General features: G+C 56.4%; 16 protein-coding genes and 2 pseudogenes. 3 read left to right on the forward strand and 15 right to left on the reverse strand.

All coding sequences use genetic code 11. The annotated features are described in order from the left end of the window. Nucleotides 1-45 precede the first annotated feature (45 nt). The 11 genes and pseudogenes from RHM59_RS18655 to RHM59_RS18705 all read right to left on the reverse strand — a co-directional run. Nucleotides 46-1,032 carry a hypothetical protein gene (locus RHM59_RS18655; protein ID WP_322285175.1) on the reverse strand — a complete coding sequence of 329 codons (987 nt, stop codon included), beginning with the start codon at nucleotides 1,030-1,032 and terminating at the stop codon, nucleotides 46-48. Beyond that, on the reverse strand, nucleotides 1,029-1,697 hold the full coding sequence (locus RHM59_RS18660) for a hypothetical protein (protein ID WP_322285176.1): 669 nt from the start codon (nucleotides 1,695-1,697) through the stop codon (nucleotides 1,029-1,031). The genes RHM59_RS18655 and RHM59_RS18660 overlap by 4 nt, the downstream gene beginning before the upstream one ends. Continuing rightward, nucleotides 1,694-2,767, reverse strand: coding sequence for a hypothetical protein (locus RHM59_RS18665; RefSeq protein ID WP_322285177.1), 1,074 nt, complete (start codon nucleotides 2,765-2,767; stop codon nucleotides 1,694-1,696). Before RHM59_RS18665 ends, RHM59_RS18660 begins: the two co-directional genes overlap by 4 nt. Beyond that, a complete protein-coding gene (locus RHM59_RS18670; RefSeq protein WP_322285178.1) occupies nucleotides 2,764-3,828 on the reverse strand; it encodes a hypothetical protein in 1,065 nt (354 codons plus the stop codon). Before RHM59_RS18670 ends, RHM59_RS18665 begins: the two co-directional genes overlap by 4 nt. Continuing rightward, entirely contained in the window at nucleotides 3,825-7,523 is a 3,699-nt protein-coding gene (locus RHM59_RS18675) for a hypothetical protein (RefSeq protein ID WP_322285179.1), read from the reverse strand. Before RHM59_RS18675 ends, RHM59_RS18670 begins: the two co-directional genes overlap by 4 nt. Nucleotide 7,524: 1 nt before the next feature. After that, a complete protein-coding gene (locus RHM59_RS18680; RefSeq protein ID WP_322285180.1) occupies nucleotides 7,525-8,076 on the reverse strand; it encodes a DUF4123 domain-containing protein in 552 nt (183 codons plus the stop codon). Then, nucleotides 8,073-10,214: a type VI secretion system tip protein TssI/VgrG gene (gene tssI / locus RHM59_RS18685; protein ID WP_322285181.1), complete on the reverse strand. Its 2,142-nt coding sequence runs from the start codon at nucleotides 10,212-10,214 to the stop codon at nucleotides 8,073-8,075. The genes RHM59_RS18680 and tssI overlap by 4 nt, the downstream gene beginning before the upstream one ends. Nucleotides 10,215-10,391: 177 nt before the next feature. Then, nucleotides 10,392-10,589, reverse strand: a complete 198-nt coding sequence (locus RHM59_RS18690) for a hypothetical protein (RefSeq protein ID WP_322285182.1) — start codon at nucleotides 10,587-10,589, stop codon at nucleotides 10,392-10,394. Beyond that, nucleotides 10,586-11,725, reverse strand: a complete 1,140-nt coding sequence (locus RHM59_RS18695) for a PepSY domain-containing protein (RefSeq protein WP_322285183.1) — start codon at nucleotides 11,723-11,725, stop codon at nucleotides 10,586-10,588. The genes RHM59_RS18690 and RHM59_RS18695 overlap by 4 nt, the downstream gene beginning before the upstream one ends. Nucleotides 11,726-11,799: 74 nt before the next feature. Then, a pseudogene (locus RHM59_RS18700) lies at nucleotides 11,800-12,072 on the reverse strand (TonB-dependent siderophore receptor); the annotation flags it as partial. Between the two features lie 5 nt (nucleotides 12,073-12,077). Further along, nucleotides 12,078-12,203 (reverse strand): annotated as a pseudogene (locus RHM59_RS18705) (RNA polymerase subunit sigma); the annotation flags it as partial. Between the two features lie 254 nt (nucleotides 12,204-12,457). Between RHM59_RS18705 and RHM59_RS18710 the strand changes: the two are divergent. After that, complete coding sequence (locus RHM59_RS18710) at nucleotides 12,458-14,686, forward strand: TonB-dependent siderophore receptor (protein WP_322285184.1); 2,229 nt, start codon at nucleotides 12,458-12,460, stop codon at nucleotides 14,684-14,686. A gap of 459 nt (nucleotides 14,687-15,145) precedes the next feature. Here RHM59_RS18710 and RHM59_RS18715 read toward each other — a convergent pair whose 3' ends face one another. Together RHM59_RS18715 and RHM59_RS18720 are read right to left on the reverse strand one after the other, a co-directional pair. Continuing rightward, nucleotides 15,146-15,853 (reverse strand): 3'-5' exonuclease, encoded by a 708-nt coding sequence (locus RHM59_RS18715; RefSeq protein ID WP_322166464.1) that lies wholly within the window; start codon nucleotides 15,851-15,853, stop codon nucleotides 15,146-15,148. After that, a complete protein-coding gene (locus tag RHM59_RS18720; RefSeq protein WP_322166463.1) occupies nucleotides 15,850-17,784 on the reverse strand; it encodes a putative nucleotidyltransferase substrate binding domain-containing protein in 1,935 nt (644 codons plus the stop codon). Before RHM59_RS18720 ends, RHM59_RS18715 begins: the two co-directional genes overlap by 4 nt. A 249-nt stretch (nucleotides 17,785-18,033) precedes the next feature. Between RHM59_RS18720 and RHM59_RS18725 the strand changes: the two genes are divergently transcribed. Continuing rightward, on the forward strand, nucleotides 18,034-18,480 hold the full coding sequence (locus RHM59_RS18725; protein ID WP_322166462.1) for a response regulator: 447 nt from the start codon (nucleotides 18,034-18,036) through the stop codon (nucleotides 18,478-18,480). 103 nt (nucleotides 18,481-18,583) lie between these two features. Here the strand turns inward: RHM59_RS18725 and RHM59_RS18730 are convergent, their stop codons facing one another. Then, nucleotides 18,584-20,761 carry a malate synthase G gene (locus tag RHM59_RS18730; protein ID WP_322285185.1) on the reverse strand — a complete coding sequence of 726 codons (2,178 nt, stop codon included), beginning with the start codon at nucleotides 20,759-20,761 and terminating at the stop codon, nucleotides 18,584-18,586. Between the two features lie 313 nt (nucleotides 20,762-21,074). Between RHM59_RS18730 and RHM59_RS18735 the strand changes: the two genes are divergently transcribed. Then, nucleotides 21,075-21,593: a glycine cleavage system protein R gene (locus RHM59_RS18735; protein ID WP_322166460.1), complete on the forward strand. Its 519-nt coding sequence runs from the start codon at nucleotides 21,075-21,077 to the stop codon at nucleotides 21,591-21,593. A 379-nt stretch (nucleotides 21,594-21,972) separates the two neighbouring features. Here the strand turns inward: RHM59_RS18735 and rarD are convergent, their stop codons facing one another. Continuing rightward, a complete protein-coding gene (gene rarD / locus RHM59_RS18740) occupies nucleotides 21,973-22,872 on the reverse strand; it encodes an EamA family transporter RarD (protein ID WP_322184669.1) in 900 nt (299 codons plus the stop codon). Nucleotides 22,873-22,880 lie beyond the last annotated feature (8 nt).

Here is a 22,880-nt window from a genome sequence, read left to right on the forward strand (position 1 = left end):
CGGGCGCTGGAAGGTGTCGATTTGATCGATCTTGCCGCGCATGTCTTAGAGTTCTTGCTCGAAGGTAGCATCGTCCATATCGATCCAGAACCTTGGATTGCGGCGGGTTTTGCGGTCGTATTCAGCCGTTGTTGGGTCGAGATGTCGGTATTGTTCGTAGCGCGGCAAGTCCGGTAGCGGGCGGCTGGTGTCCATGTAGTTTTGTAAAAAGTCCCATAACGCGCAGCACAACTGACCTTCGCCGGGAGCGAATAAGGGCCGGAAGTTGATGACGATGTCGCGGTAGCGGTGGGCGATGTACAGCACATTCATCGACAAACCTTGGCGGTCAGGGATGGTCGCGATGTAAGCGTCGAACTCGTAAAACGGCGCGGTGAGTTCACCGATGGTGCCGCTCTTTTTGTATTCGCCGTTGTTGTCGTAATCGAAGAGTGTGACGAGACCGGTACGGCGGTTGATTTCCCAGATGGGGCCTCGGGAGGGTTTGACCCAGAGTTTAGGGAAATAGCGCATGACTATTGAAGCGAGTGCCCAGCACAGAAGAGGAATACCTAACAGCCAAGAATAAAATCCCAGAATTAGATCTTTTGCTAGGTAGCTCCAGGACTCGTTAATAGATAGTCCAACAGCGATGAATGCAAATACGCTCAGCGGAAGTAAAAAAAGAAAAAAACCTTTCCCAAATATGAATAGGTATGCCCAAAATTGTGATCGTTTTGACCATAACGAAAACCTGAAATTTTCATGATCGTGCCGATCATGAAAGTCTACATGCTCATATGGAGCTGGAATGTAAGTACCTAATGCTAATTCTTCTTTCTTTACTTGCTCGGCTTTTTCCACTCGACGTAATTTTTCCGGCGCGGCTTCGCTCAAGAAGTCGTCCAGCGCAACCTCTTGGGTTAGCCCCCAGGGGAGGCGAAATTTAGCAAAGCGCCGTATCCACGAGCGTTCTGCTGAAGGTGGTTGTTTGGGCATCCGGTCAGAGCGGTATGCGGTGGCGGCGTAATAGGACGAATTTATTGCAGTCATTGGTCGTCCTGCGCTTTATGGGTGGTTTCATCTGCCCAGAACGGTTGTTCGATTTCTTTGAAGTTGGGTGCGGCGTGGGCCGCGCCGAAAGGGGTTGGGTCTTTGGGCTTTGGTGCGGGAAATACCCAGGATGAACTGCCATCGCTTAGTGTCAGTTGGGCACGGACTTGCCATTGTGTGTGAACCGACACGGTGTCGTTTGAGCGTGAAACTTCAACCAGCGTTTCCCAAGGTGTTTGCAAGAATATTTCCATTCCATCGGGCTTCGGCCGGTACGCCTTAGGCTTGGCCTCGGGAAATAGGTGGGTTTCTTCGCGAGGCGGCCCATCTAAGCGAACGCGGGATCGGCGAACTTTAAGCAGCGCACACGAGGCTTTGGTGCTGAGGTCGCCCAGTCCGGTCAATAGGCCGGGCAGGTTGCTCTCGATTCGGATGCGCGTATCGGATGCGCGTATATCCATGGGCACCGGATTAAAGCTCTCGATGCAGGCCGGGAGGCTGTATTCCGGGTTGGCTTCAACAGTGATGCGAATGTTGGCAAACAGGCTGGCCAAGTAGTAGAACGCATTTTCCGGGGCTTGCAGATGGGGCGCTTGATCACTGTTAGGGCCGAAGGGCCCCGCACTAAGCCAAGCACTAATCCACATGGCATTCGAGGGACTCAATCCACATACTCCACATACCGCGCCATCAGGTTCGGGCGCTGGAAGGTGTCGATCTGATCGATCTTGCCGCGCATGTCGTAGAGTTCTTGGTCGAAGGTAGCATCGTCCATATCGATCCAGAACCTAGGATTGCGGCGGGTTTTGCGGTCGTATTCAGCCGTTGTTGGATCGAGGTGTCGGTATTGTTCGTATCGCGGTAAGTCTGGCAGCGGGCGGCTGGTGTCCATGTAGTTCTGCAGAAAATCCCACAGGGCACAGCACAGCTGGCCTTCACCGGGAGCGAATAAGGGCCGGAAGTTGATCACGATATCGCGGTAGCGGTGGGCGATGTACAGCACGTTCGTCACTAAACCCTGACGATCCGGGATGGTCGCGATGTAGGCATCGAACTCATAAAACGGCGCAGTGAGTTCACCGATGGTGCCGTTCTTTTTGTATTCGCCGTTGTTGTCGTAATCGAAAAGGGTGACAAGGCCGGTGCGGCGGTTGATTTCCCAGATCGGGCCTCGGGAGGGTTTGACCCAGAGGTGGGGGAGGTAGCTGATCACAAACGCCCCAACACCCCAGCATACGAGCTGCGGCAAAAGAAATACGTAATAGGTCTCCAGTACTACGCTGACCAATTCCTCTAAGTAAGGCTTGTATGGTGTTGAAACTACTACTAATACGGCAAATACATATATGGGGGCCAGTAAAATAAATCCCCATTTTCCGAAGATTAATAGATAGATCCAAAACTGTGATTGTTTTGACCATAATGAGAATCTGAAACTTTCATGATCGTGTCGATCGTGAAAGTCGACATGCTCATATGGAGCGGGAATGTAAGTGCCCAACTTTTGCTTTTCTTCGCGCTCTTTGTTCATTTCCTCCTGAAATCGCAGGCTGCTGGGTTTGCGCCGAATTAAAAAGTCATCGGGCGCGACTTCTTGCGCTGACCCCCACGGCAAACGCATTTTTGCAAAGCGTCGAATCCACGAGCGCTCTGCCGAAGGTGGTTGCTTAGGAATACGGTCTGATCGGTATGCAGTAGCCGCGTAATAAGGCGTTATCAAATCTGGGGTATTCAATCCACATACTCCACATACCGCGCCATCAGGTTCGGGCGCTGGAAGGTGTCGATCTGATCGATCTTGCCACGCATGTCATAGAGTTCTTGCTTGAACGTGGCATCGTCCATATCGATCCAAAACCTTGAATTGCGACCTACTCTATGGTCGTATTCAGCCGTTGTTGGGTCGAGATGACGGTATTGCTCATAGCGCGGCAAGTCCGGTAGCGGGCGGCTGGTGTCCATGTAGTTTTGTAAAAAGTCCCATAACGCGCAGCAGAACTGACCTTCGCCGGGTGCCAGCAAAGGGCGAAAGTTAATCACGATATCGCGGTAGCGGTGGGCGATGTACAGCACGTTCGTCACTAAACCCTGACGATCCGGGATGGTAGCGATGTAAGCATCGAACTCGTAAAACGGGGCGGTGAGTTCACCGATGGTGCCGTTCTTTTTGTATTCGCCGTTGTTGTCGTAATCGAAAAGGGTGACAAGGCCGGTGCGACGGTTGATTTCCCAGATGGGGCCTCGGGAGGGTTTGACCCAGAGGTGGGGGAGGAAGCGAATGACTAATGAGCCGAGAACCCAGCAAAGAAGAGGAGCGCCTACCCATATAGAAAATATTTGAAGGCTATCTTTTGTTATTTGCTGCCATGTATCACTGCTTGCATATAGCGCCATGAAATAAGTCATAACAGATACTACTAATGCTAGATAAAATAGCGCCCGACCTCCTCCGGTTAAATATATCCAAAAATGTGATCGTTTAGACCATAACGAAAGCCTGAAGCGTTCTTGGTCGTGCCTATCATGGAAGTCCACGTGCTCGTATGGCGCTGGTACATAAGTACCTAAAGCCAACTTCTCCTTTCTTTCCTGCAGGCATTTTTCTACCCTTCGAAGCTCTTCAGGTGACGCTTCTATCAAAAAGTCATCCAGAGCAACTTCCTGGGTAAATCCCCACGGCAAACGCACCTTGGAAAAGCGCCGTATCCATGAGCGCTCAACTGATGGTTGTTGCTTGGGGATGCAATCTACTCGATACGCTGTCGCTGCGTAGTAAGGCGAGTTGAGCGACTTCATTTGTCGCCCCTTGCCTTATGGGTGGTTTCATCTGCCCAGTAGAGTTGTCCAACTTCCTTGAAGTTAGGTGCTGCGTGGGTGGAATTGAACGGCGTCGGGTCTTTAGGCTTTGGCGCCGGGAATACCCACGACGAATCGCCATCGCTTAATGTCAATTGTGCACGGACTTGCCATTCGATATGCGCCGACACTGCATCGTTAGAGCGAGCTGTTTCGGCGTACCTCTCCCACGGTGTCACGATGAATATTTCTAAGCCGTTAATTGTCCGCCGATACGTAATCGGTTTGGTCTCGGGATATAGCTGGGTTTCTACGCGAGGGGAGCCATCAAAGCGAGTCTGGAATCGACGGACCATCATCAGCGCACACGATGCTTTGGTGCTGAGGTCGCCAGGTCCCGTCAGGAGGCCGGGCAAGTTACTTTCTATTCGAATGCGCGTGTCTGCTTCACGCACATACTTGGGTACCGGATTGTAGTGTTCGCTGTAGGCGGGGACGGTGTATTCCGGGTTGCGTTCAACGGTGATACGAATGTCGGCGATTAGGCTGACCAAGTAGTAGAAGGCCGGTTCCGGCGATTGGAGATGGGGTGCGCGATCAGCGTTTGGACCGAAGGGGCCTGCGCTTAACCAGTCTTCGATGGGGGTCGAACCCAGCCAGTACACCAAGCTGAGACCGATGCTGACAAATATCAGGGTAATCCAGCCCAAAGGGCCTAATCCAAGGAGCGTGGCCCCACCGACGGTCATCGTACTTGCGATACCGGTTAGTCCACCGGCGGCCATCAGCAGGTGGCCCCACTTGGCATCATCTCCCCATTGATGGGCATACCACGCGTCATACAGGTTGAGGCCGACGAAGATTGATCCGGCTGTAATTTTAGCGAGCAGACTGGCGGTTATTTTGTTGACTAAACGCTGGGCGAACTTTGCACCCAGCACTTGCGTGCTAAATGCTTTGGGAATGACGAAAAGGGTTTTATTGGCCGCTGCGAGAATTGATTGGCTCCCAGCTAGTTTTACGGTCAACGCTTCCATTGCGATCAATAAATCAACCGCAGCTCCTCCTGCTCCTCCAAATGTCCTAAGTTTCCCTTTTTCTCGCGTTGTGTTGTCCCACGCCTCCAGCTCATTCCTCAAATTCCAAACCTCCAACATCCCCACCATCGCGGCAAACGGTGTGGAGTTCAGCGCCTTGTACATCCACTCGCTCTTCAATGCCTGTTGGTGTTTAACCGCCTGCTGAATCGCATTGCCCCTGACCTTTTCTTGTTCGGCCATATTCTCCTGCCACGCCGCATTTACTCGTTGGTTCACGCTACTAACTAGCTGGGCAACCCGATGCTCGCGGGGCATGGCAATGACGATCGTGTTGGGGTGTAGGTCGCCGCCGTTGCGATAGTGCTGAGGTTCAACCATCGATATGTCGGACGCGGATCGATAGTCAAGGCTCGGCCTGCGCAGGCGCTCCGGGATTTTCGGCAGGTCGGTCAAGCCAAAGATGTACAGATTCTTGTTTCTGGCCTCTTGATGGGTGAGGAAGTGCAGGGCACCGAAACCACCCGGCAGCATGCTGCGCAGTTGCGCCACGGCTCGCTTTTGCTGCGTCAGGTTTACTACTGGGGCTGGGGATGTGGTCGATATTGGAATATTTCGTGCTGCCTGCACCGCGCGCTCTGCGGTATCCACCGAGCCTTGCAGGTTTTCAAAAAGATTTCCCAGCGCGGCGGCCGCTGCTTTTAGGGTGCCGGTGAGGGTGTTGTTGAGGCTGCCGCTTTCCACCAAACCGGCCAGTAAATAAGCGTCGAGCGTATTGAGTTGCTTCGGGTCAATGACCTCACAACTGACAGCGGCCAGCAGTGCATTGGGCCGAAACAGCCCATCGCCACTGTTGATGTCTGGGACGGCGGATTGAACATAGGGTGCGTTCGTATCCTGGGACTCAAGCGCTGGCCATAACATCCGATGCAGCGGATGGGTTTCATCGTTGGCAATGTGTTGGATTAGCCGTTGTCCGTCGCTGGGGTCTGAGCCGCTTTTGCTCAGACCCGTCACGGCGTCGCCGACCTCACCATTGACTGCCAGGGGGTCGGTCTGAGAGGGCCGGGTCGCCAAGCTGGCAAACAGTTGACTGACAAAATGCAGCGCGGCGACATAATCGAAGCCTTCCAAGCTCAGGTGATCGGCAAGGGTCTGTTGGGTTCGTCGGGTTGTCAGGCATTCGCTCAGCAGTGCCTGGCTCATCTCCAGCGACCGCCAGAGCTGCTGGCGTTCACCGCTGGCGGTGAACCGATTGACGTCGATCCGACCTTGAAGCTTCAGTGCATTGAGCTGTTTATGCAGCGGATTGATACCGCCGCCCAGGGTGCTTGGTACGACCAGTTGTTGCACCAGCAAGGCACTGGCGTGATGCGCGTGGCGGCTGGCGCGGGCGGCGCAAAGTTGCAGCAGGTTCTGTTGATCATTGACCCGGGTGTGCAGGTGGCGCAGCCGATAATGTGGGTCTTGCAGCATAACGCCGTACAGATTGCGTTGGCGTGCGCGGTGCAGCACGTCCGGGACTTCTGGCTGTTCGTGCCAGAGCTCGTCGCCAAGCTGCGGCGTACACAGTTCTCCTATCCAATGCGCCCACGCGCCGGTTTCGAGGGACGTCGCTTGGTAGGCCGTCTCGCCGCGCTCAGAGCGGGTGACGTGGGCATGCGCTTCGCTCAGCGCCCGAACCGGAAACTGTCCACTCAAGTCACACAGATAACGGGCCGGTTGGTCCAGCAGCCACTCATAACCTGGCTGGCGTGCTCGTTGTGGCGCGACCCTGCTGACTGGAAATGCGTGAGTGTCGTAATTTAGCCAACTGACGTGAGCATCGGCGGCGGCTTGAGGGCGCACTTTATCGTGAGCGTTAAGTGCACCAAATGCCTCAAGCATTGCAGTGCCATCAGGTTTGTTGTGAAAAAGCCGCTCGAACGTGGCAAGAGAACTTCTCAGGTTCGGGCTTTGGCAGCGTTGTCTGCGCAGCGCCGAGTCGTTCTCCAGACAGCGCAATCGCGGACCGGACAATTGGATTTCGCTGAAGCACAGTTGGGGCGCTACCGGCAGGTTATTCCAGCTAGACGGCAGCCAGATATCTTCCAGTGCTTGCCCAGTCGCGAGCCGTGAACGGGGTTCGATTTCGTCCCCCATGCGGTATTCATTGAAATCGACGTCGTGGTAGGTGGTCCGTTCATCGTCGACCCGCACTTCCAGCTCGCGCCACACTCGACCGTTGAGGAACACGTAGATGAAACCAGCGCGGCACAACACCGGGGTGCCGTTATCGTGGGTGCTGTTGACACCGGGCAGCGCGACGAAGGGCACGACCGGGATGATCTGATTCCATTGACCGTCGAACTGACGTGGGGTGATCGAGACTTCAGGGAGCGGCACCCGAATCGGTGCGCCGTCGACGCTGGCGATCTCTAACCACAAGCGGTGTTTGAAGGTGTTGGACCAGGCCCAGACATGCAAGGCGCTGTTCAGTAAGTACTCGCCGGTTAAGGTTTCAGGGCGGTCCGAATCAGTCAGGGCATCCAGTCGTTTCAAACTGTCGTGCTCATAAAACGCCAACCGCTGGGTATCTGGATGACCGTTGCCGGTGACCTGCACGATCAGCTTGTTGACTTCGCAGCAAGGGCCGCTGCTCAGTGTGCTCTGCGTCATGTCAGGACTCCTGTCCGTTGGAAATCGTTGATTGAAGTGGCTGGTTGAGTGATCGGCTTTGCTCGACGCTGATCGATAACAAAGAGGGGGTGCCGGTCGGGAGCCATGAAGCTGCATGGGGGGTGTTGCGGGTTTGCCATTCAGTCGCGTCGGCCGAGTACCAATGCACGCGGTCAATCGGGCCAAGCCAGCTGGCAATATTTTCCTCGGTACAGGCTGAAAAGAGCCGTTCTGCAACAGCGGGATTCCAGTAGCGCAGCATCCCGGTGCGGGTCTGATCAAAGCGGACGATGAGGATGTGTCGCAAGTGTGCAAGCAACGCTTCGCAAGAATGCTCGCTTTCGATAATCAGCCCCGGCCAGTCACCAGGCGCCAGTCGTACTGAGCGCGAGAGCGCCTGTCTACTCTCGTCCGCGACTAACAACGGACTAAATTCCACGTATGCAGCCATCTCTGTCGATGCAAATAGCGGCGTAAATTCCGGATGGTCGACGTGCTGAAAAAGCTCGGCCAGCAGCGATTTTCTAGGTTCCAGCAGCATCCAGATGCTCATGCGTGCGCCCCTTTGCTCATGGCCTCTCGGCAAGGACAATCTGAAAGCGGGCAGTCCATAGGCGTGCCGTTTTTAGGCTTTTGGCACAATTCGATAATCGTGTCGTTGCCAGAAAGCTTCTGCTGAACAGCCGGATCGGTCTGAACGACTGGGGCGAGCATTTCAGCCTCCAGCCCATCAACACCGGCCGGTGCCAGCGGCATCGCGGGCATACCCGGCAGCGGCGCACCTCCCAGCAAGATCGGTACGCTGGAAAATATCCCCGCAGGCGTAATAACCAGATGTTGCCCACCCGCCGCCAAGGTCAGGGTGACGCCAGCGTTGACGATGAAGTTCGCGCTGGATTTGTAGTGCACGTCTTGCCCAGCGTCGATCACCAAGGCGCCGGTCACGCGGGTATGACTGGACCCCGCCACCTGCAAATGACTCCCCGCTGATAACTGCACCTTGCGGTCGCCCGTGATGGCTTGATGGTGCTCAGCTTCTAGCACTGAAACGCTGTTGCCCTTGACCGTTTCCAGCCGCTGACCGCGTACTTCAAGACGGCTGTCGTTCTGGATCAGTTGCTCCATGTCACGTTGGGCGCGCAGGTAAACCAACTCAGCGCCGTTACGGTCTTCGAAGGCGACTTCGTTGAAGCCCTGGCTTGCCTTGGAGCTGCGGCTGCGGAACACGCTTTTGGTCTTGTTCGCCGGCAGCTCATACGGCACCGGATTCAGACTGTTCGGCAAACAGCCCATGATAATCGGCCGGTCCGCGTCGCCTTCCAAATAAGAAATCAACACTTCCATGCCGACCCGGGGCAAGGTCACGGCACCATGACTGTTGCCCGCCCAACTCGACGCCACCCGCACCCAGCAACTGGTGGTTTCGTCATTCAGCTCGCGGCGGTCCCAGTGAAACTTGACCTTTACCCGGCCGAATTTATCGCAGTGGATTTCTTCGCCTTCCGGGCCAGTGACCTTAGCGGTTTGGGTGCTGTGAATCAGCGGTTTGGGGTGGCGCAAGGCGGGGCGAAACTGGATGGTTTCCGGGATGGCGGTGAAGGAATTCCGATAACCCTGAGCGATTTTCCCGGCGGCGACCGGGGCGTCGGCGCCCAATTCTTCCAACACCTGCGGCTGGCGGCCTTCGTGCTTGATCGAAATCAGCACCCACGGGTTATTCCATTTCAGCTGCGGATGGTCTTCCAGCTGGATCACCGTCCCGCTGCGCAACACCGGGTGATCGCTGCCGCCGTCGGCCAGTTGGAAATCCGTGCGGTGCCGTTCCAGGTCACGGTTGGATAATCGTCTGCCGTGATCGTCCTCCAGAAAGCGGCCGGGATAGACGTAATGCTCAAGCTTGGGATCGACATGCAGGGCCTCACCCCTTTGGACTTGGGCTGGGGTCGCCTGCGGACTTCTAGCGCTTTCCAATAAATAACCGGCTTTCTGGAAATCGTAATCGCGATGCACCACGTGGCTGGTACGCGCGGCCAAGCGCACGCCGAAGGTATTTATCGAATACTCGTCGGGCACCATGCCGTTCAGCGGCCTGAACGGCAGCGTCCGCCGCGCCGCATGGGGAAACATCACTTCGTCATCGGCGAAAATCAGCCGATGGCCGTCAGCCGAATGCTCAAAACGGTAAAACCAGCCGTCTTCTTCGCACAGCCGATTGACGAAGTGCAGGTCGCTTTCGTCGTACTGAACGCAATAGTCACGGACCGGAGCGCGGGTCACGCCACTGTCGAATTGCACGTCCAGGCCGTCAAACAGGCCGTGTTCTTTGAGCACTTCAAGAATAATTGCGGGCACGCTCATCTGCTGGAACGAGCGGCGGTGGCTGCTGTGTTCCAAGTACGCGAGAGAGGGTTTGAGCACCGCGACGTAGTGGGTCAGCCGGGCGTTGGAATCGCTTTTGTGGATGGAGTGAATATGCCCGTGAATGCCTTCGCCGTCCGGGCCAAAACCAAGGAAAGCCGCCTTGTGCAGCAGGTCCGACAGCTCAATACCAGACGACCGACTGACCAGTTCGACGGTGATGGCGTAAGGCGTGCTGACGGCTTCCGCGCCATCAAACGCGAGCACTTGCAAAGAAGGATTTTCAAGACCTTTCACACTCAGCGTGAAGGTTGGGACGGCGGCCTGAGGCATTGGCAGATTCTCCGCATCAAAAGATGCGGCAACTCTGCGAGGCGATGTCGGCGATGTATATCGGGCGCATCCCACAGTTGGTGTAGGACGCCTCCGGCCATCTTGTAGGTGGTTGCCCACGCTTAACGTTCGGGGGCTAAGACAACCCTATTAAGCCGAAACCCAAGTACTGGATTTCTAGCGCGAGCGAACCTTCCCATACCGGGAAAACAACCCTCGTACACTCAACACCGCCGGAATCCCCATCCCGACCCACGACAACATGTCCCACGCCCCGTTGCCGAGCAACGCAGCAAAAAGCCCCGCCGCCATCAGTAAGCCCATCCAGATCGGGTGCGCAAACACGCTCCAGTTGCTCGTATGTTTAGCCTTCATCGGGCAGTCTGCGCCTGAGACGTGTCGACACGAACCAAGGTCGTAGCCCGGCGTCGAACCCACCACAGGTACACGCCGCTGCCGAGGACGATGATGGTCAGCACATCCAGCACGGCCCACAACACTTTCATCGGCATGCCGCCGTAGTCGCCGAAGTGCAGCGGTTGGGACATGAGGAGGGCGTCCATGTACCACGGGCGGTCGACGATGGCGGTGACGTGCAAGTCGCTGGCGTCGATCAGCACCGGGGTCAACAGGTGCGATGTCAGGTGGCTGGCGCCTTTCATGAACACGGCGTAGTGGTGTTCGCTGGAAAAACGAGTGCCGGGGAACGCAATGAAATCTGCTTCCATGCCGGGAACAGCCGCTTCGGCGATGTCCAGCAAGCGGGTGGCGGGCGCGCGACTCAGCAAGGGCGGGGCGTCGCGGTAGGGCGCGATCATGGCGGCCAGGCTGTCGTTGCGCCATGCGGTGATCACCAGGTCGGCACAGGCGTTGAACACGCCCGTCACCCCGACCACCAATGCCCAGGTCAGGGTGACGACGCCAATCAGGTTATGCAGGTCGAGCCAGCGCACGCGGCTGGATTTGGTCTGGCGCACGCTGGCAAATTTCAAGCGGCGCATGAACGGCGCATACAGCACCACGCCCGAGACAATGGCGGCGACGAACAACAACCCCATCGCGCCGAGAAACAGCATGCCCCACGGGCCTGCGTACATGTCGGTGTGCAGGCGCAGCATGATCATCATGAAGCCGCCGTTGGCCGAGGCTTTTTCTAAGGCTTCGCCGGTGCGGGCATCGAGCACAAAGGTGTGGGACGCGTTCGGTTCAGTCTCGGCGGTGGTGGCCATGATCGCGGTCACGGCGTTAGGGGTGTCATCGTCCCAGCCAAAATATTGCATGACTTCGCCCGGGCGATGCGCCTCGGCGGCGAGGACCAGCTGTTGCAGACTCAGCGACGGCGTATTGGCCGGCATCTGTTTGAATTCGGGGGTGTTGCCTAATAAATGATCAATTTTATGGTGAAAAATCAGTGGCAACCCGGTGACTGCCAGCATCAGCAGAAACACGGTGCAGATCAGGCTGGTCCAGGTGTGGACGGTAGACCAGCGGCGGATGGTTTGGCTTTTCATGTTTTTTCCAAAAGCGAAGGGCCACTGCCTTAAGTGGCCCTGTTTTACGCGCTCGGTTTAAAGCCCGAGGATCGTTACCACTTGTAGTTGAGGCTGGCCAGCACGTTGCGTTGGTCGCCGTAGTAACACCACGTGCCATCGCAGGTCGACAGGTAATCTTTGTTAAACACAGTGTTTGCGTTGACTGCCACCGAGACGCCTTTGAGGCTGTTGTTCAAACGGCCGAGGTCGTAATGCACCGCAGCGTCGTAGAGGGTGTGCGAGCTGACGTGGGCGTCGGAGGTATTGGCAGCGTTGCCGTAGGTGTCGCCGACATAACGCACGCCAGCGCCCATGCCGAAGCCATCGAAATTTGGCTTAAATCTTCGGCGCGATGGGGGCAGGCGATGTTGTGCTTCAGCCAAGACAGCAGCCAGCTTCGATGATCGCGATACAGCGTGCTGACACGCTCGGTATGACGGCTTTGGACTGACGACACGTACGGCCCCGGATGATAACCCTGATACTAACGAGAATATTTCGCGATTGTGTCAGAGCGCGGTGTGGGAAGCAATTAGCGCTCATCGGAGGGTCTTGCAGGGGGTTAAGTATTACAAAATGTTTGCAAGAGATAATGATAGAACTTATCATTCTCATTACTGTCCCGCTCAGGCTGCTCAGGCTGCTCAGTCATTCTCACTGCTTGTCGTCCTCTTCCCTAAATGCTCAACGGCCCCTCCCTCAGGATCGACCATGCTCACTCCCGCTCAACCAGGCTTTCCCTTGCGCCCGACCTTACTTGCCTTGCTCTGCTCGCTAACGATCAGTGCTCAAGGTGCGACTACCGACAAGACGCAGGATGCGGGCACTACTCAAGGGAGCGGCGCAGTTGTGTTGGGAGACGTAAACATTGATGCGCAGGCCACTGCGCCGACAACCGACCTCCCTGCGGTGTATGCAGGCGGGCAAGTCGCCCGTGGCGCGCAATTGGGTGTTTTGGGTAACCAGGACATCATGGACGTCCCGTTCAGCACGACGTCCTACACCGAAAAACTGATCCGCGACCAGCAAGCCGAAACAGTGGGCGACGTTCTATTGAACGACTCATCGGTTCGTCAGGCCAGCGGCTATGCCAACCAGGCGCAGGTGTTCGTGATTCGTGGTTTACCGCTGAACTCCGACGACATCTCTTACAACGGTTTGTATGGCGTGCTGCCGCGTCAGATCATCTCCACCGATGCGCTAGAGCGCGTAGAAGTGTTCAAAGGCCCCAACGCGTTTATCAATGGCGTAACCCCGACCGGCTCCGGTATCGGCGGCGGTGTGAACTTGCAACCTAAACGCGCGGACGATGTTCCGCTGCGCCGCCTGAGCACGGACATCAGCTCTGACGGTCGGATTGGCGAACACTTGGATTTGGGTCAGCGCTTTGGTGAGGGCAATCAATTTGGCGCACGGGTGAATTTGGCGCAGCGCGAAGGCGACACCGCCATCGACGACGAAAGCAATCGCGCCAAACTGTTCTCCATTGGCCTGGATTATCGCGGCGACGCACTGCGTGTCTCCGGCGACTTCGCCTACCAGAGCGAGCGCGTCAACGGAGGCCGAAACACAGTGTTTCTGGGCACTGCGACCCATATACCTGACGCCCCTTCGTCCACCACCAATTACAACCCTAAATGGGGTTACACCGAGATCCAAGACACCTTCGGCATGATGCGCGCCGAATACGACTTGAACGATAACTGGACGGCGTACGCCGCAGCCGGCCAGAAACATACCCGTGAAACGGGTGACTACTCTTCGGTCACCTTGATTGGCAACAACGGCAATGCCAAGGTCACCGGGTCGTTCATCCCGCACATCGAAGACAACACCAGTGCCATGGCTGGCTTGAACGGTGCGTTTCAGACCGGTTCTGTTAGCCACAAGCTCAACTTCGGCCTGGCAGGCATCTGGACTTCACAGCGCAGCGCCTACAATTTTGACCTGACGGCACACGCCACCAATATCTATGACCCGGTTAATCCACCTGAGCCAGTGGGCAACTTCGCTGGAGGCGATCTGGGCGATCCAAATGTTGTTGGCAAAACCATCGTTCGCAGTGGTGCGGTGTCCGACACGCTGGGCTTTATCGATGATCGGGTACTGCTGACGCTGGGCGTGCGCCGCCAAGAGCTGATCGTAGAAGGTTATAGCTACGGCGACAGCAGTCGCACAGCGTTCTACGATGAATCGATTACCACGCCGGTTTACGGGATTGTGATCAAGCCGTGGGAGCATGTGTTTCTCTATGCCAACCATATCGAAGGGTTGGCGCAAGGGCCTACTGCGCCGACATCGGCAGGTGGGGCGAAGGTTATCAATGGCACCCAAGTATTCGCCCCGGCACGTTCGAAACAGACGGAAGCGGGCGTAAAACTGGACATGGGCACCTATGGGGCAAGCCTGGGTGTTTACCGAATCTCCCAGCCGAGCGCCGGTTATTCTCAACTGGTTAACCCCACTACCGCTGTCTATGTTCATGACGGTGAGCAGATCAACAAAGGGGTTGAGCTGAATGTGTTCGGCGAGCCGATTGAAGGGCTGCGTTTGCTCACCGGTTTGACGCGCATGGAAACCGAGTTGCAGGACACTCAGGGCGGGACCAACGACGGCCATCGCGCCATCGGTGTTCCAACCTTCCAGTTCAACGCCTCAGTTGATTGGGACGTGCCTGGTTTGCAGGGTGTTTCCCTGAACGGGCTGATGCTGCGCACTGGCGGTCAATACGCCGATGCGGCCAACAACCTCAGCCTACCGACATGGAACCGCTTCGATGTTGGTGCTCGTTACAACTTCAAAGTCGATCAGCGTGATGTCACCGTACGTGCCACTGTCGAGAACGTTGCGAACAAGGATTACTGGGCTTCAGCACTGGGTGGCTACCTGACCCAAGGCGACCCGCGTCTGGTGAAGTTGTCGGGCTCAATCGATTTCTGATAACGCGACATCGCAGCTCAGAACTCTGTAGGGGCCAACAATTTGGCTCCTGCAGGAGTTGTCGAAGGCTGCGATAAGACTTTCCGTGCCTACCCTTTCCTGTCTGCCGAAGTCTCCTCCGTGGGAGTTGGATTGCCAACGAAAGCGTTATTGCAGGCGACCCAAATTTCAGGTCGACCTCAGCGGCTCAACGGCGCGATGACGGGCCTCTTCGCAGGCAAGCCTGCTCCCACAGAATCTACGGCTGCTTGCTCGCAACGGGTATCAGTAAAATCCAAGCGCCGTACCGGCTTCGCAGCCGTCGGCAGCTCCTACAAAATGTGTGCATTGCTCGAAAAACTGTGGGGCCGAATTCATTCGGGAAGGCTTCATTCCTGACACGCTGCAGCCTCAAGCCAAACAAAGTGCCACCCAGTTTGTATGGATTGCCCAGAGACAAATTTGAAAGCGGCGGGAAGGTCAGAACGAATGTGACTGCTGGCGACGGCGCCAGTGGCAGAGGCTTTGTTCCAGGCGCGCTGAACTGTCTATTTGCTGCTTGCGGGCATGGCTGAACAGGATCAGTGCCAATTCGGCAGTGACCAAGGCGTCGGCGCTGGCATGGTGGCGCTCGTCCGCGTGCAAGCCAAAAAACGCGGTCCAGTCATCAAGGCCGGCGTGTCGAATATTTGCGTTAGGAAACAGCATCGGTGCCATCTGCGCCACGTCGAAAAAGCGGTGCTGTAAGCGATACCCAAGGCTGTCTTTCAACGCACGACTCAGCATGTGTTGGTCGAACGAAGCGTGAAAAGCCATCAGCGGACTGTTGCCGACAAATTCCATCAGGTCCAACAAGGCATCCACCGGTTCGCTGCCAGCGGCAATGGCGCTGGGGCCCAAGCCATGCAACAACACGCTGGGGCTGAGTTTGTGATCCGGGCGCAGCAGCGTGCGTTCGAATTGTTGGCCAAAGTCGATGCCACCGTCCTCGATCACCACCGCGCCGATGGATAACACCACGTCACGGTTAAGGTTCAGGCCACTGGTTTCCAGGTCAAGCACCACCCATCGCTGTTGACGCAAGGGGTCGTCATTGACGGACGCACAGGTCGCCAGATTGTCCAGACGCTGCTGTTGGCGGGCGTCGAGGGTGGGTCTAGCACTGCGTAACCAGGCGAATAAATTCATAACTGATAGCGCAATGTCAGGCTGCTTTGCAGGCGTTGAGCCTGACGCAGTGACTCGCGCAAAATACGCCGATCCAAGTGGTTGAGAATGTCCGGGTCGACGCGATTTGAATAGGGCAGGTTTTGTCGACTTTGCAATTGGTGTTGCTGCATCCGGGTTTGCTGAATGAAATGGTACGCCTCTTCATAAGCGGCGCCGTCCAGCGGCTCGATAACTTCTTTGTCGACCAACTGGCGCAAGCGTTCAAGGGTGTTGTTGGCTTCAACGCCATTGGCCAGGGCGAGCAGGCGTGCGCCATCAACAAACGGCGTCAGGCCCTGGACTTTCAAGTCCAACGTGGCTTTTTCGCCGCCTTTGCGAGCGAGTACAAAATCTCGAAAGCGCCCGACTGGCGGCCGCTGACGAAGCGCGTTATCGGCCATCATGCGTTGAAACAATCGGTTGTCAGCCACTTGGTCGAGAATCCCGCGCCGCAGTTGATCAACGCTGCGCTCATCGCCCCACACCACCCGCAAATCAAAGTAGATGCTGGAAGCCAGAAGATTTTCCGGCGTGGCTTCTCGAATGAAGGCAGCAAAACGTCGCGACCATTCCAAGCGCGACAGGCACAAGTCGGGGTTGCCGGCCATGATGTTGCCTTTGCACAGGGTAAATCCGCACTGCGCCAAACTTTGATTGATCTGTTGCGCCAAGGGCAGCAACTTCGCCCGGATGGCCGCGGCTTCGGCTGCGTCATTGGCCTCAAACAAGATGCCGTTGTCCTGATCGGTATACAGCGTTTGCTCGCGGCGACCTTCGCTGCCAAAACACAGCCAGCTGAATGGAATACCGGGGTCGCCTTTTTCCAACACCGTCAGTTCGATGACCCGGCACACCGTATGGTCGTTGAGCAGGGTGATGATCTGGGTAATCTGCGTCGACGAAGCACCGTGGGCCAGCATCCGATCGACCAGTTGCACAATTTCGCCGCGCAGGTTGGCCAGGCTTTCAATTTTCGTCGCGCTGCGAATGGTCCGCGCCAAATGAACCAGGTCCACGCGCTGCAAAGAAAACAAATCGCGTTCGGACACCACGCCACACAGACGCTGGTCTTTCACCAGACAGACATGAGCGATATGCCGTTCGGTCATCGCGATAGCGGCATCAAATGCGCTGGCATCGGGGCTGAGAAAAAATGGTTTCTGAATCATGTTTTTTTCGATGGGCAAACCGAAGTCGCCCGTGCCATCGGCCACGACCTGGCGCAGGTCGCGCAGGGTGAAAATGCCCAGCGGCGCCTTGCGCTCATCGACAATCACAATGCTGCCGACCTGTTGCTCATGCATCAGCTTGACCGCTTCGCGCAACGGAGTGTCCGGGCTGCAGGTCACGGGGTGACGCATCGCCAGTTCGCCGAGGCGAGTATTCAACGAATACTGAGTGCCGAGTGCTTCTGCGGCGCGTTGCTGGACTTGTTGGTTGACCTGCTCCAGCAGGCTGCTGACACCCCGTAAGGCGAAGTCACGAAACTCGCTGGAGAGCGCGAACAGTTTGATGAACGCTAATTTGTTCAACTGCAGGCAGAAGGTGTCTTCGGCCGCGAGATGTTCGGTGCGCGTGGCGCGTTCGCCCAGCAGCGCAGCCAGCGGAAAACACTCTCCGGTGGAAATTTCGAACGTGGTCTCGGTTTCGCTTTTCGCAGGGTGCGTACGTTCGCCCACGACTCGGCCGGTTTTGACGATGTAAAAATGTTCTACCGGGCCGTCGGTGGGTTTGATGATGCATTCGTCGGCCGCGTAAAAACGCAGTTGGCACTGTTCGACCAGATACGCGAGGTGCGCGTTTTCCATCTGGTTGAAAGGTGGGAACTTTTGCAGGAATTGAATAGTGCCGTGTATGTTTTGCAGCACCGCTGTCTTGCCTGCCTGATTGAAAGCATCTGCCTTACGCATGACCATGACCGCTTATGTAGAACAATTTTTAGAGTCGGTTTTCGAGAGTCATGGTCGGCCGCTAACGAGAAAGTGCCCATTGGACGTAAGTCTAGGATCGCGTTAATGAACTAGAGTGAAAATACCCGACTCAAGTGCTCGGATTTTCGCGTGAGTTTTGCGCGAGGATCAGGTACAAAGCCGACGAAGCGTACAGCGCATGATGTTTGATTCGCTGTCCTACCAGTGTGGGGAATCAATGAGACCTGTATGACTGAGCTTGACCTGTTAAGTGATGAAGAGCGCGAAGCGATCAACGACGCGATGCAAACGTCCGATCCGCTTGAGCAACAACGAGTACTTATCGTCGATGACAATAAAGACGCACGAGAGCTGTTGGCCGAATTTCTCAGTTCGAATGGCGTCAGTTGCATCACGGCTTCAGATTGCGTTTCGGCAATGAGTTTGCTTGAGCACCGCAGGTCCATCGGGCTATTGATCACTGACTTGCGCATGGCACCGTGCAACGGTTTGGATCTGATTCGTCAAGTGCGGGAATCGCCGATGGCAGCCTTGCCCATCATCATCGTATCGGGCGATGCCGAGGTTGAAGACGCTATTGAGGCGATGCATTTGAGCGTGGTGGATTTTTTGCTAAAGCCGATTGATACCCAGCGGGTGCTGGAACTGGTCCGGCGGGAGTTGAGGATCAGTTGAAAGGTTTCGCGAATGAATTCGCCCCCACAGAAATCTCAGTGGGGGCGAATTCATTCGCGAATGCAGCACCTCGGGATCACGATAGACCGCGAGGGTCGTTTACCTACAGCCCGTTTTTTGCCTTGAACTCACGACGTCGACGGTGCAGCACGGGTTCGGTGTAGCCGTTGGGTTGTTTAGTCCCCTCGATCACCAATTCAAGCGCCGCCTGGAACGCAATGTTGCTGTCGAAATCCGGCGCCAGCGGGCGGTACAGCGGGTCGTTGGCATTCTGCCGGTCGACTACCGGTGCCATGCGCTTGAGGCTTTCGACCACTTGGGTTTCGTTGACCACACCATGGCGCAACCAGTTGGCGATGTGTTGGCTGGAAATCCGTAGCGTTGCGCGGTCTTCCATCAGGCCAATGTCGTTGATGTCCGGCACCTTCGAGCAACCAACGCCCTGATCGATCCAGCGCACCACGTAACCCAAGATGCCCTGAGCGTTGTTGTCCAGTTCGTTCTGGATCTCTTCGGGCGTCCAGTCAGTGTTCGGCGCCAACGGAATGGTCAGGATGTCGTCGACCGAAGCGGGAACGCGTTTGGCTAATTCGGCCTGGCGGGCGAACACATCGACTTTGTGATAGTGCAACGCGTGCAGCGCAGCAGCCGTTGGCGAAGGCACCCACGCCGTGTTTGCACCCGCCAGTGGGTGAGCAATTTTCTGCTCAAGCATCGCGGCCATCAGATCAGGCATGGCCCACATGCCCTTACCGATTTGCGCACGGCCTTGCAGGCCGCAGCTCAAGCCGATATCGACATTTGAGTTTTCGTAGGCGCTGATCCACTTCTCGGCTTTCATCTGTGCTTTGCGCACAACCGGGCCTGCTTCCATGGACGTATGAATTTCATCGCCCGTGCGATCAAGGAAACCGGTATTGATGAACACCACGCGCTCAGTCGCAGCCTTGATACAGGCCTTAAGGTTGACCGTGGTGCGGCGCTCTTCGTCCATGATCCCGACTTTGAGCGTGTTGCGCGGCAGGTTCAGCACGTCTTCAACGCGACCAAACAGCTCGTTAGTGAACGCTGCTTCTTGCGGGCCGTGCATTTTCGGTTTAACGATATAGACAGAGCCCGTGCGGCTGTTGGTGCGCTGGCTTTTGCCGTTGAGGCTGTGGATAGCGGCCAGGCTGGTAAGCAAGCCGTCGAGAATCCCTTCTGGGACTTCGTTGCCGTCCTTGTCGAGAATCGCGTCGATGGTCATCAGGTGACCGACGTTGCGGATGAACAACAATGAACGGCCATGCAGGCTGACCTCGCCACCGTTGGGTGTGGTGTAGGTTCGGTCGGCGTTCATGGTGCGGGTGAAAGTTTCGCCGCCTTTTGATACTTGCTCGGCCAAGTCGCCTTTCATCAGGCCCAGCCAGTTGCGGTACACCACGACTTTGTCGTCAGCATCGACAGCGGCAATAGAATCTTCGCAGTCCATGATGGTGGTCAGCGCGGCTTCCATCAGCACGTCTTTGACGCCCGCCGCATCGGTCTTGCCGACGGGGCTGTCGGCGTCGATCTGGATCTCGAAATGCAGGCCGTTGTGTTTAAGCAGGAGGGCGGTGGGCGCCGACGCTTCGCCATGAAAGCCGATCAATTGCGCGTCGTCAGCCAGGCCAGTATTGCTCCCGCCCTTAAGGGCGACGACCAGCTTGCCGTCAATCACCTTATAGCCGGTTGAGTCGACGTGAGAGCCCGCAGCCAATGGCGCGGCTTCGTTGAGGAAGGCGCGGGCGAATGCGATGACCTTGTCGCCGCGAACTTTGTTGTAGCCCTTGGTTTTTTCCGCGCCATCGGCTTCGCTGATAGCGTCGGTGCCGTACAAAGCGTCGTACAACGAACCCCAACGTGCGTTGGAGGCGTTGAGTGCGAAGCGCGCGTTCATGACCGGGACCACTAACTGTGGACCCGCCATGCGGGCAACTTCATCGTCGACGTTTTGCGTGGTGATCTGGAAATCCGCTGCTTCTGGCAACAGGTAACCTATTTCTTGCAGGAAGGCTTTATAAGCCGCTGCGTTGTGGGCAGCGCCTGCTTGGGATTGGTGCCAGGCATCGATCTGCGCCTGGAAATCGTCACGTTTGGCGAGTAGGGCTTTGTTCTTCGGCGCAAGCTCGTTGATGAGCTTTTCGGTGCCGGTCCAGAACGTGGCGGCATCAAGGCCGGTTCCTGGGATGGCTTCGTTATTGACGAAGTCCAACAGGACTTTGGCGACCTGAAGGCCACCGACTTGAAAGTGTTCAGTCATTGCTTGCCTCACTCTGCTCAGCGGTTAGCTTTTCATCGATCAAACGTTATGTAGTGCGCGCTGCGGCATACTACATGAAGCATTGGGTTGTGAAAATCTGGCTAATAACGTCATTGGGCGACCCACAATTAAGTGCCGGTCACTAGGGGAACAAGATGTTCTCAAAAATAACGAGGATTGTTCCAGATAATTCTTAAAACGGTACACGATTAGTTTCACCCTGCTGGGTATGCCACGTGCCTATACTGATCCGACCCCCCCAGCGGTTTGCATCTATCACCGTGTGGGCGCCTTCAGAATAAGAGGATTGACCGTGGATCATCTCGTCATCACCGTATTTGCCCCGGATCAGCCGGGCCAGGTTGAACGCATCGCCGAGTGCATCGCTGGGCATGGTGGTAATTGGCTGGAAAGCCGGATGTCACGTTTAGCTGGGCAATTTGCCGGGGTAGTCAGAGTCGGCGTGCCTGCCGAATCCCACGATGCAATGCTGGACGCCTTACAAGCCTTGTCCGCTCACGGCATTCGGGTGCTGGTCGCTCAAAGTGAAATCGAGCAGTCCTGCGTCTGGAAACCTATTGCGATGGAGTTGGTGGGTAATGACCGCCCCGGCATCGTCCGTGACATTACTCGGGTGTTGGCAGAGCAAGGCGTCAACCTTGAGCGATTGGTCACCAGCGTGAGCCCGGCACCCATGAGCAGCGAGTTGCTGTTCCATGCCGAAGCGATTCTAGGTGTGCCGCTGACGTTGTCGCTGGAAGTGCTGCAAAAGCGCTTGGAAACCTTGGCAGACGATCTGATGGTAGAGCTGGTGCTGAAAACCGAAGAATAAAGACGCGGCCTTTTAGGCACATCGATATTTGACCTGTGGGAGCGCGCTTGCCCGCGATGGAGCGCGAAGCGTTCCCAATTGCCGAGGCTATTTCAGCTGAAGAACTGAGCTGTTCGATTGACGACTGCTATGCAGCCGATCGCGGACAAGCGCGCTCAAGCAGAAAAGGTTATCCACGTTATACCTGCACCTGCCTGTGGATAACCTGGGGAGACAGTGCTGCGGGCCATGTGGGTAAAGGCTCGCCGGCAAACGATCAAAAAACCAACAGTTTCAATAGGTTGTGCACAAATAGGTTGAACGAGGCTGTGGATAACCTCTGGAGAGATTGCTATAAGCCACGGGCGACGTGGCTTACAGCAAGTTGTGCGTTTTTTGATCAGTTATTCTGTAGCGCGCTTCGTCGAGACCTCAGCCAGATATCGACGCTGTAGACCGCCAATCCCGCCCAAATAAACGCAAACGCGAGCAACGTGGTGCTCGAAAGTTGTTCACCGTAAACCATCACGGCTAACGCCAATACCAACGTGGGGGCTACGTATTGCAGGAAGCCCAGTGTGGTGTAAGGCAAATGCCGCGCGGCAGCGTTGAAGCAAATCAGCGGCATGACCGTTATCGGCCCGGCAGCGGCCAACCACCAGGCTTCGGAGGTGGTCCAAAAGCTGGCTTGCGCGCTGGCGGCCGCCGGGTTGAACAACATCCAGCCCATGGCCAGTGGCACCAACAACCAGGTTTCCACCACCAACCCCGGCAATGCGGCGACCGGCGCCTGTTTACGGATCAGCCCGTAGAAGGCAAAACTCAACGCCAGCACCAGCGAAACCCACGGCAGACTACCGACTTGCCACACTTGCTGGGCAACGCCCACCGCCGCCAGACCTACTGCCATCCACTGCAAGGGACGCAAGCGTTCGCGCAACAGCAGCATGCCCAGCAACACATTGACCAGCGGGTTGATGTAGTAGCCGAGACTGGCCTCAAGCATCCGCCCGTTATTCACCGCCCACACGTAGGTCAGCCAGTTGATTGCGATCAGGCTTCCGCTCAACGTGAGGATGGCCAAACGACCTGGGTTGTCGCGCAGCTCACGCCACCAACCGGGATGTTTCCACACCATCAGCAGCAACGAGCCGCACAACGCTGACCACAGCACCCGATGGACAATAATCTCCACTGACGGGACGGCGGCGATGGCTTTGAAATAGAGCGGGAACAAGCCCCAAGTGATGTAGGCGGTGAGGCCAAGAATGTACCCGCGACGCGGGTTAACGGCGTGCATGCATGTTC

Source organism: Pseudomonas sp. MH10 (assembly GCF_034353045.1).
Taxonomy (GTDB): domain Bacteria; phylum Pseudomonadota; class Gammaproteobacteria; order Pseudomonadales; family Pseudomonadaceae; genus Aquipseudomonas.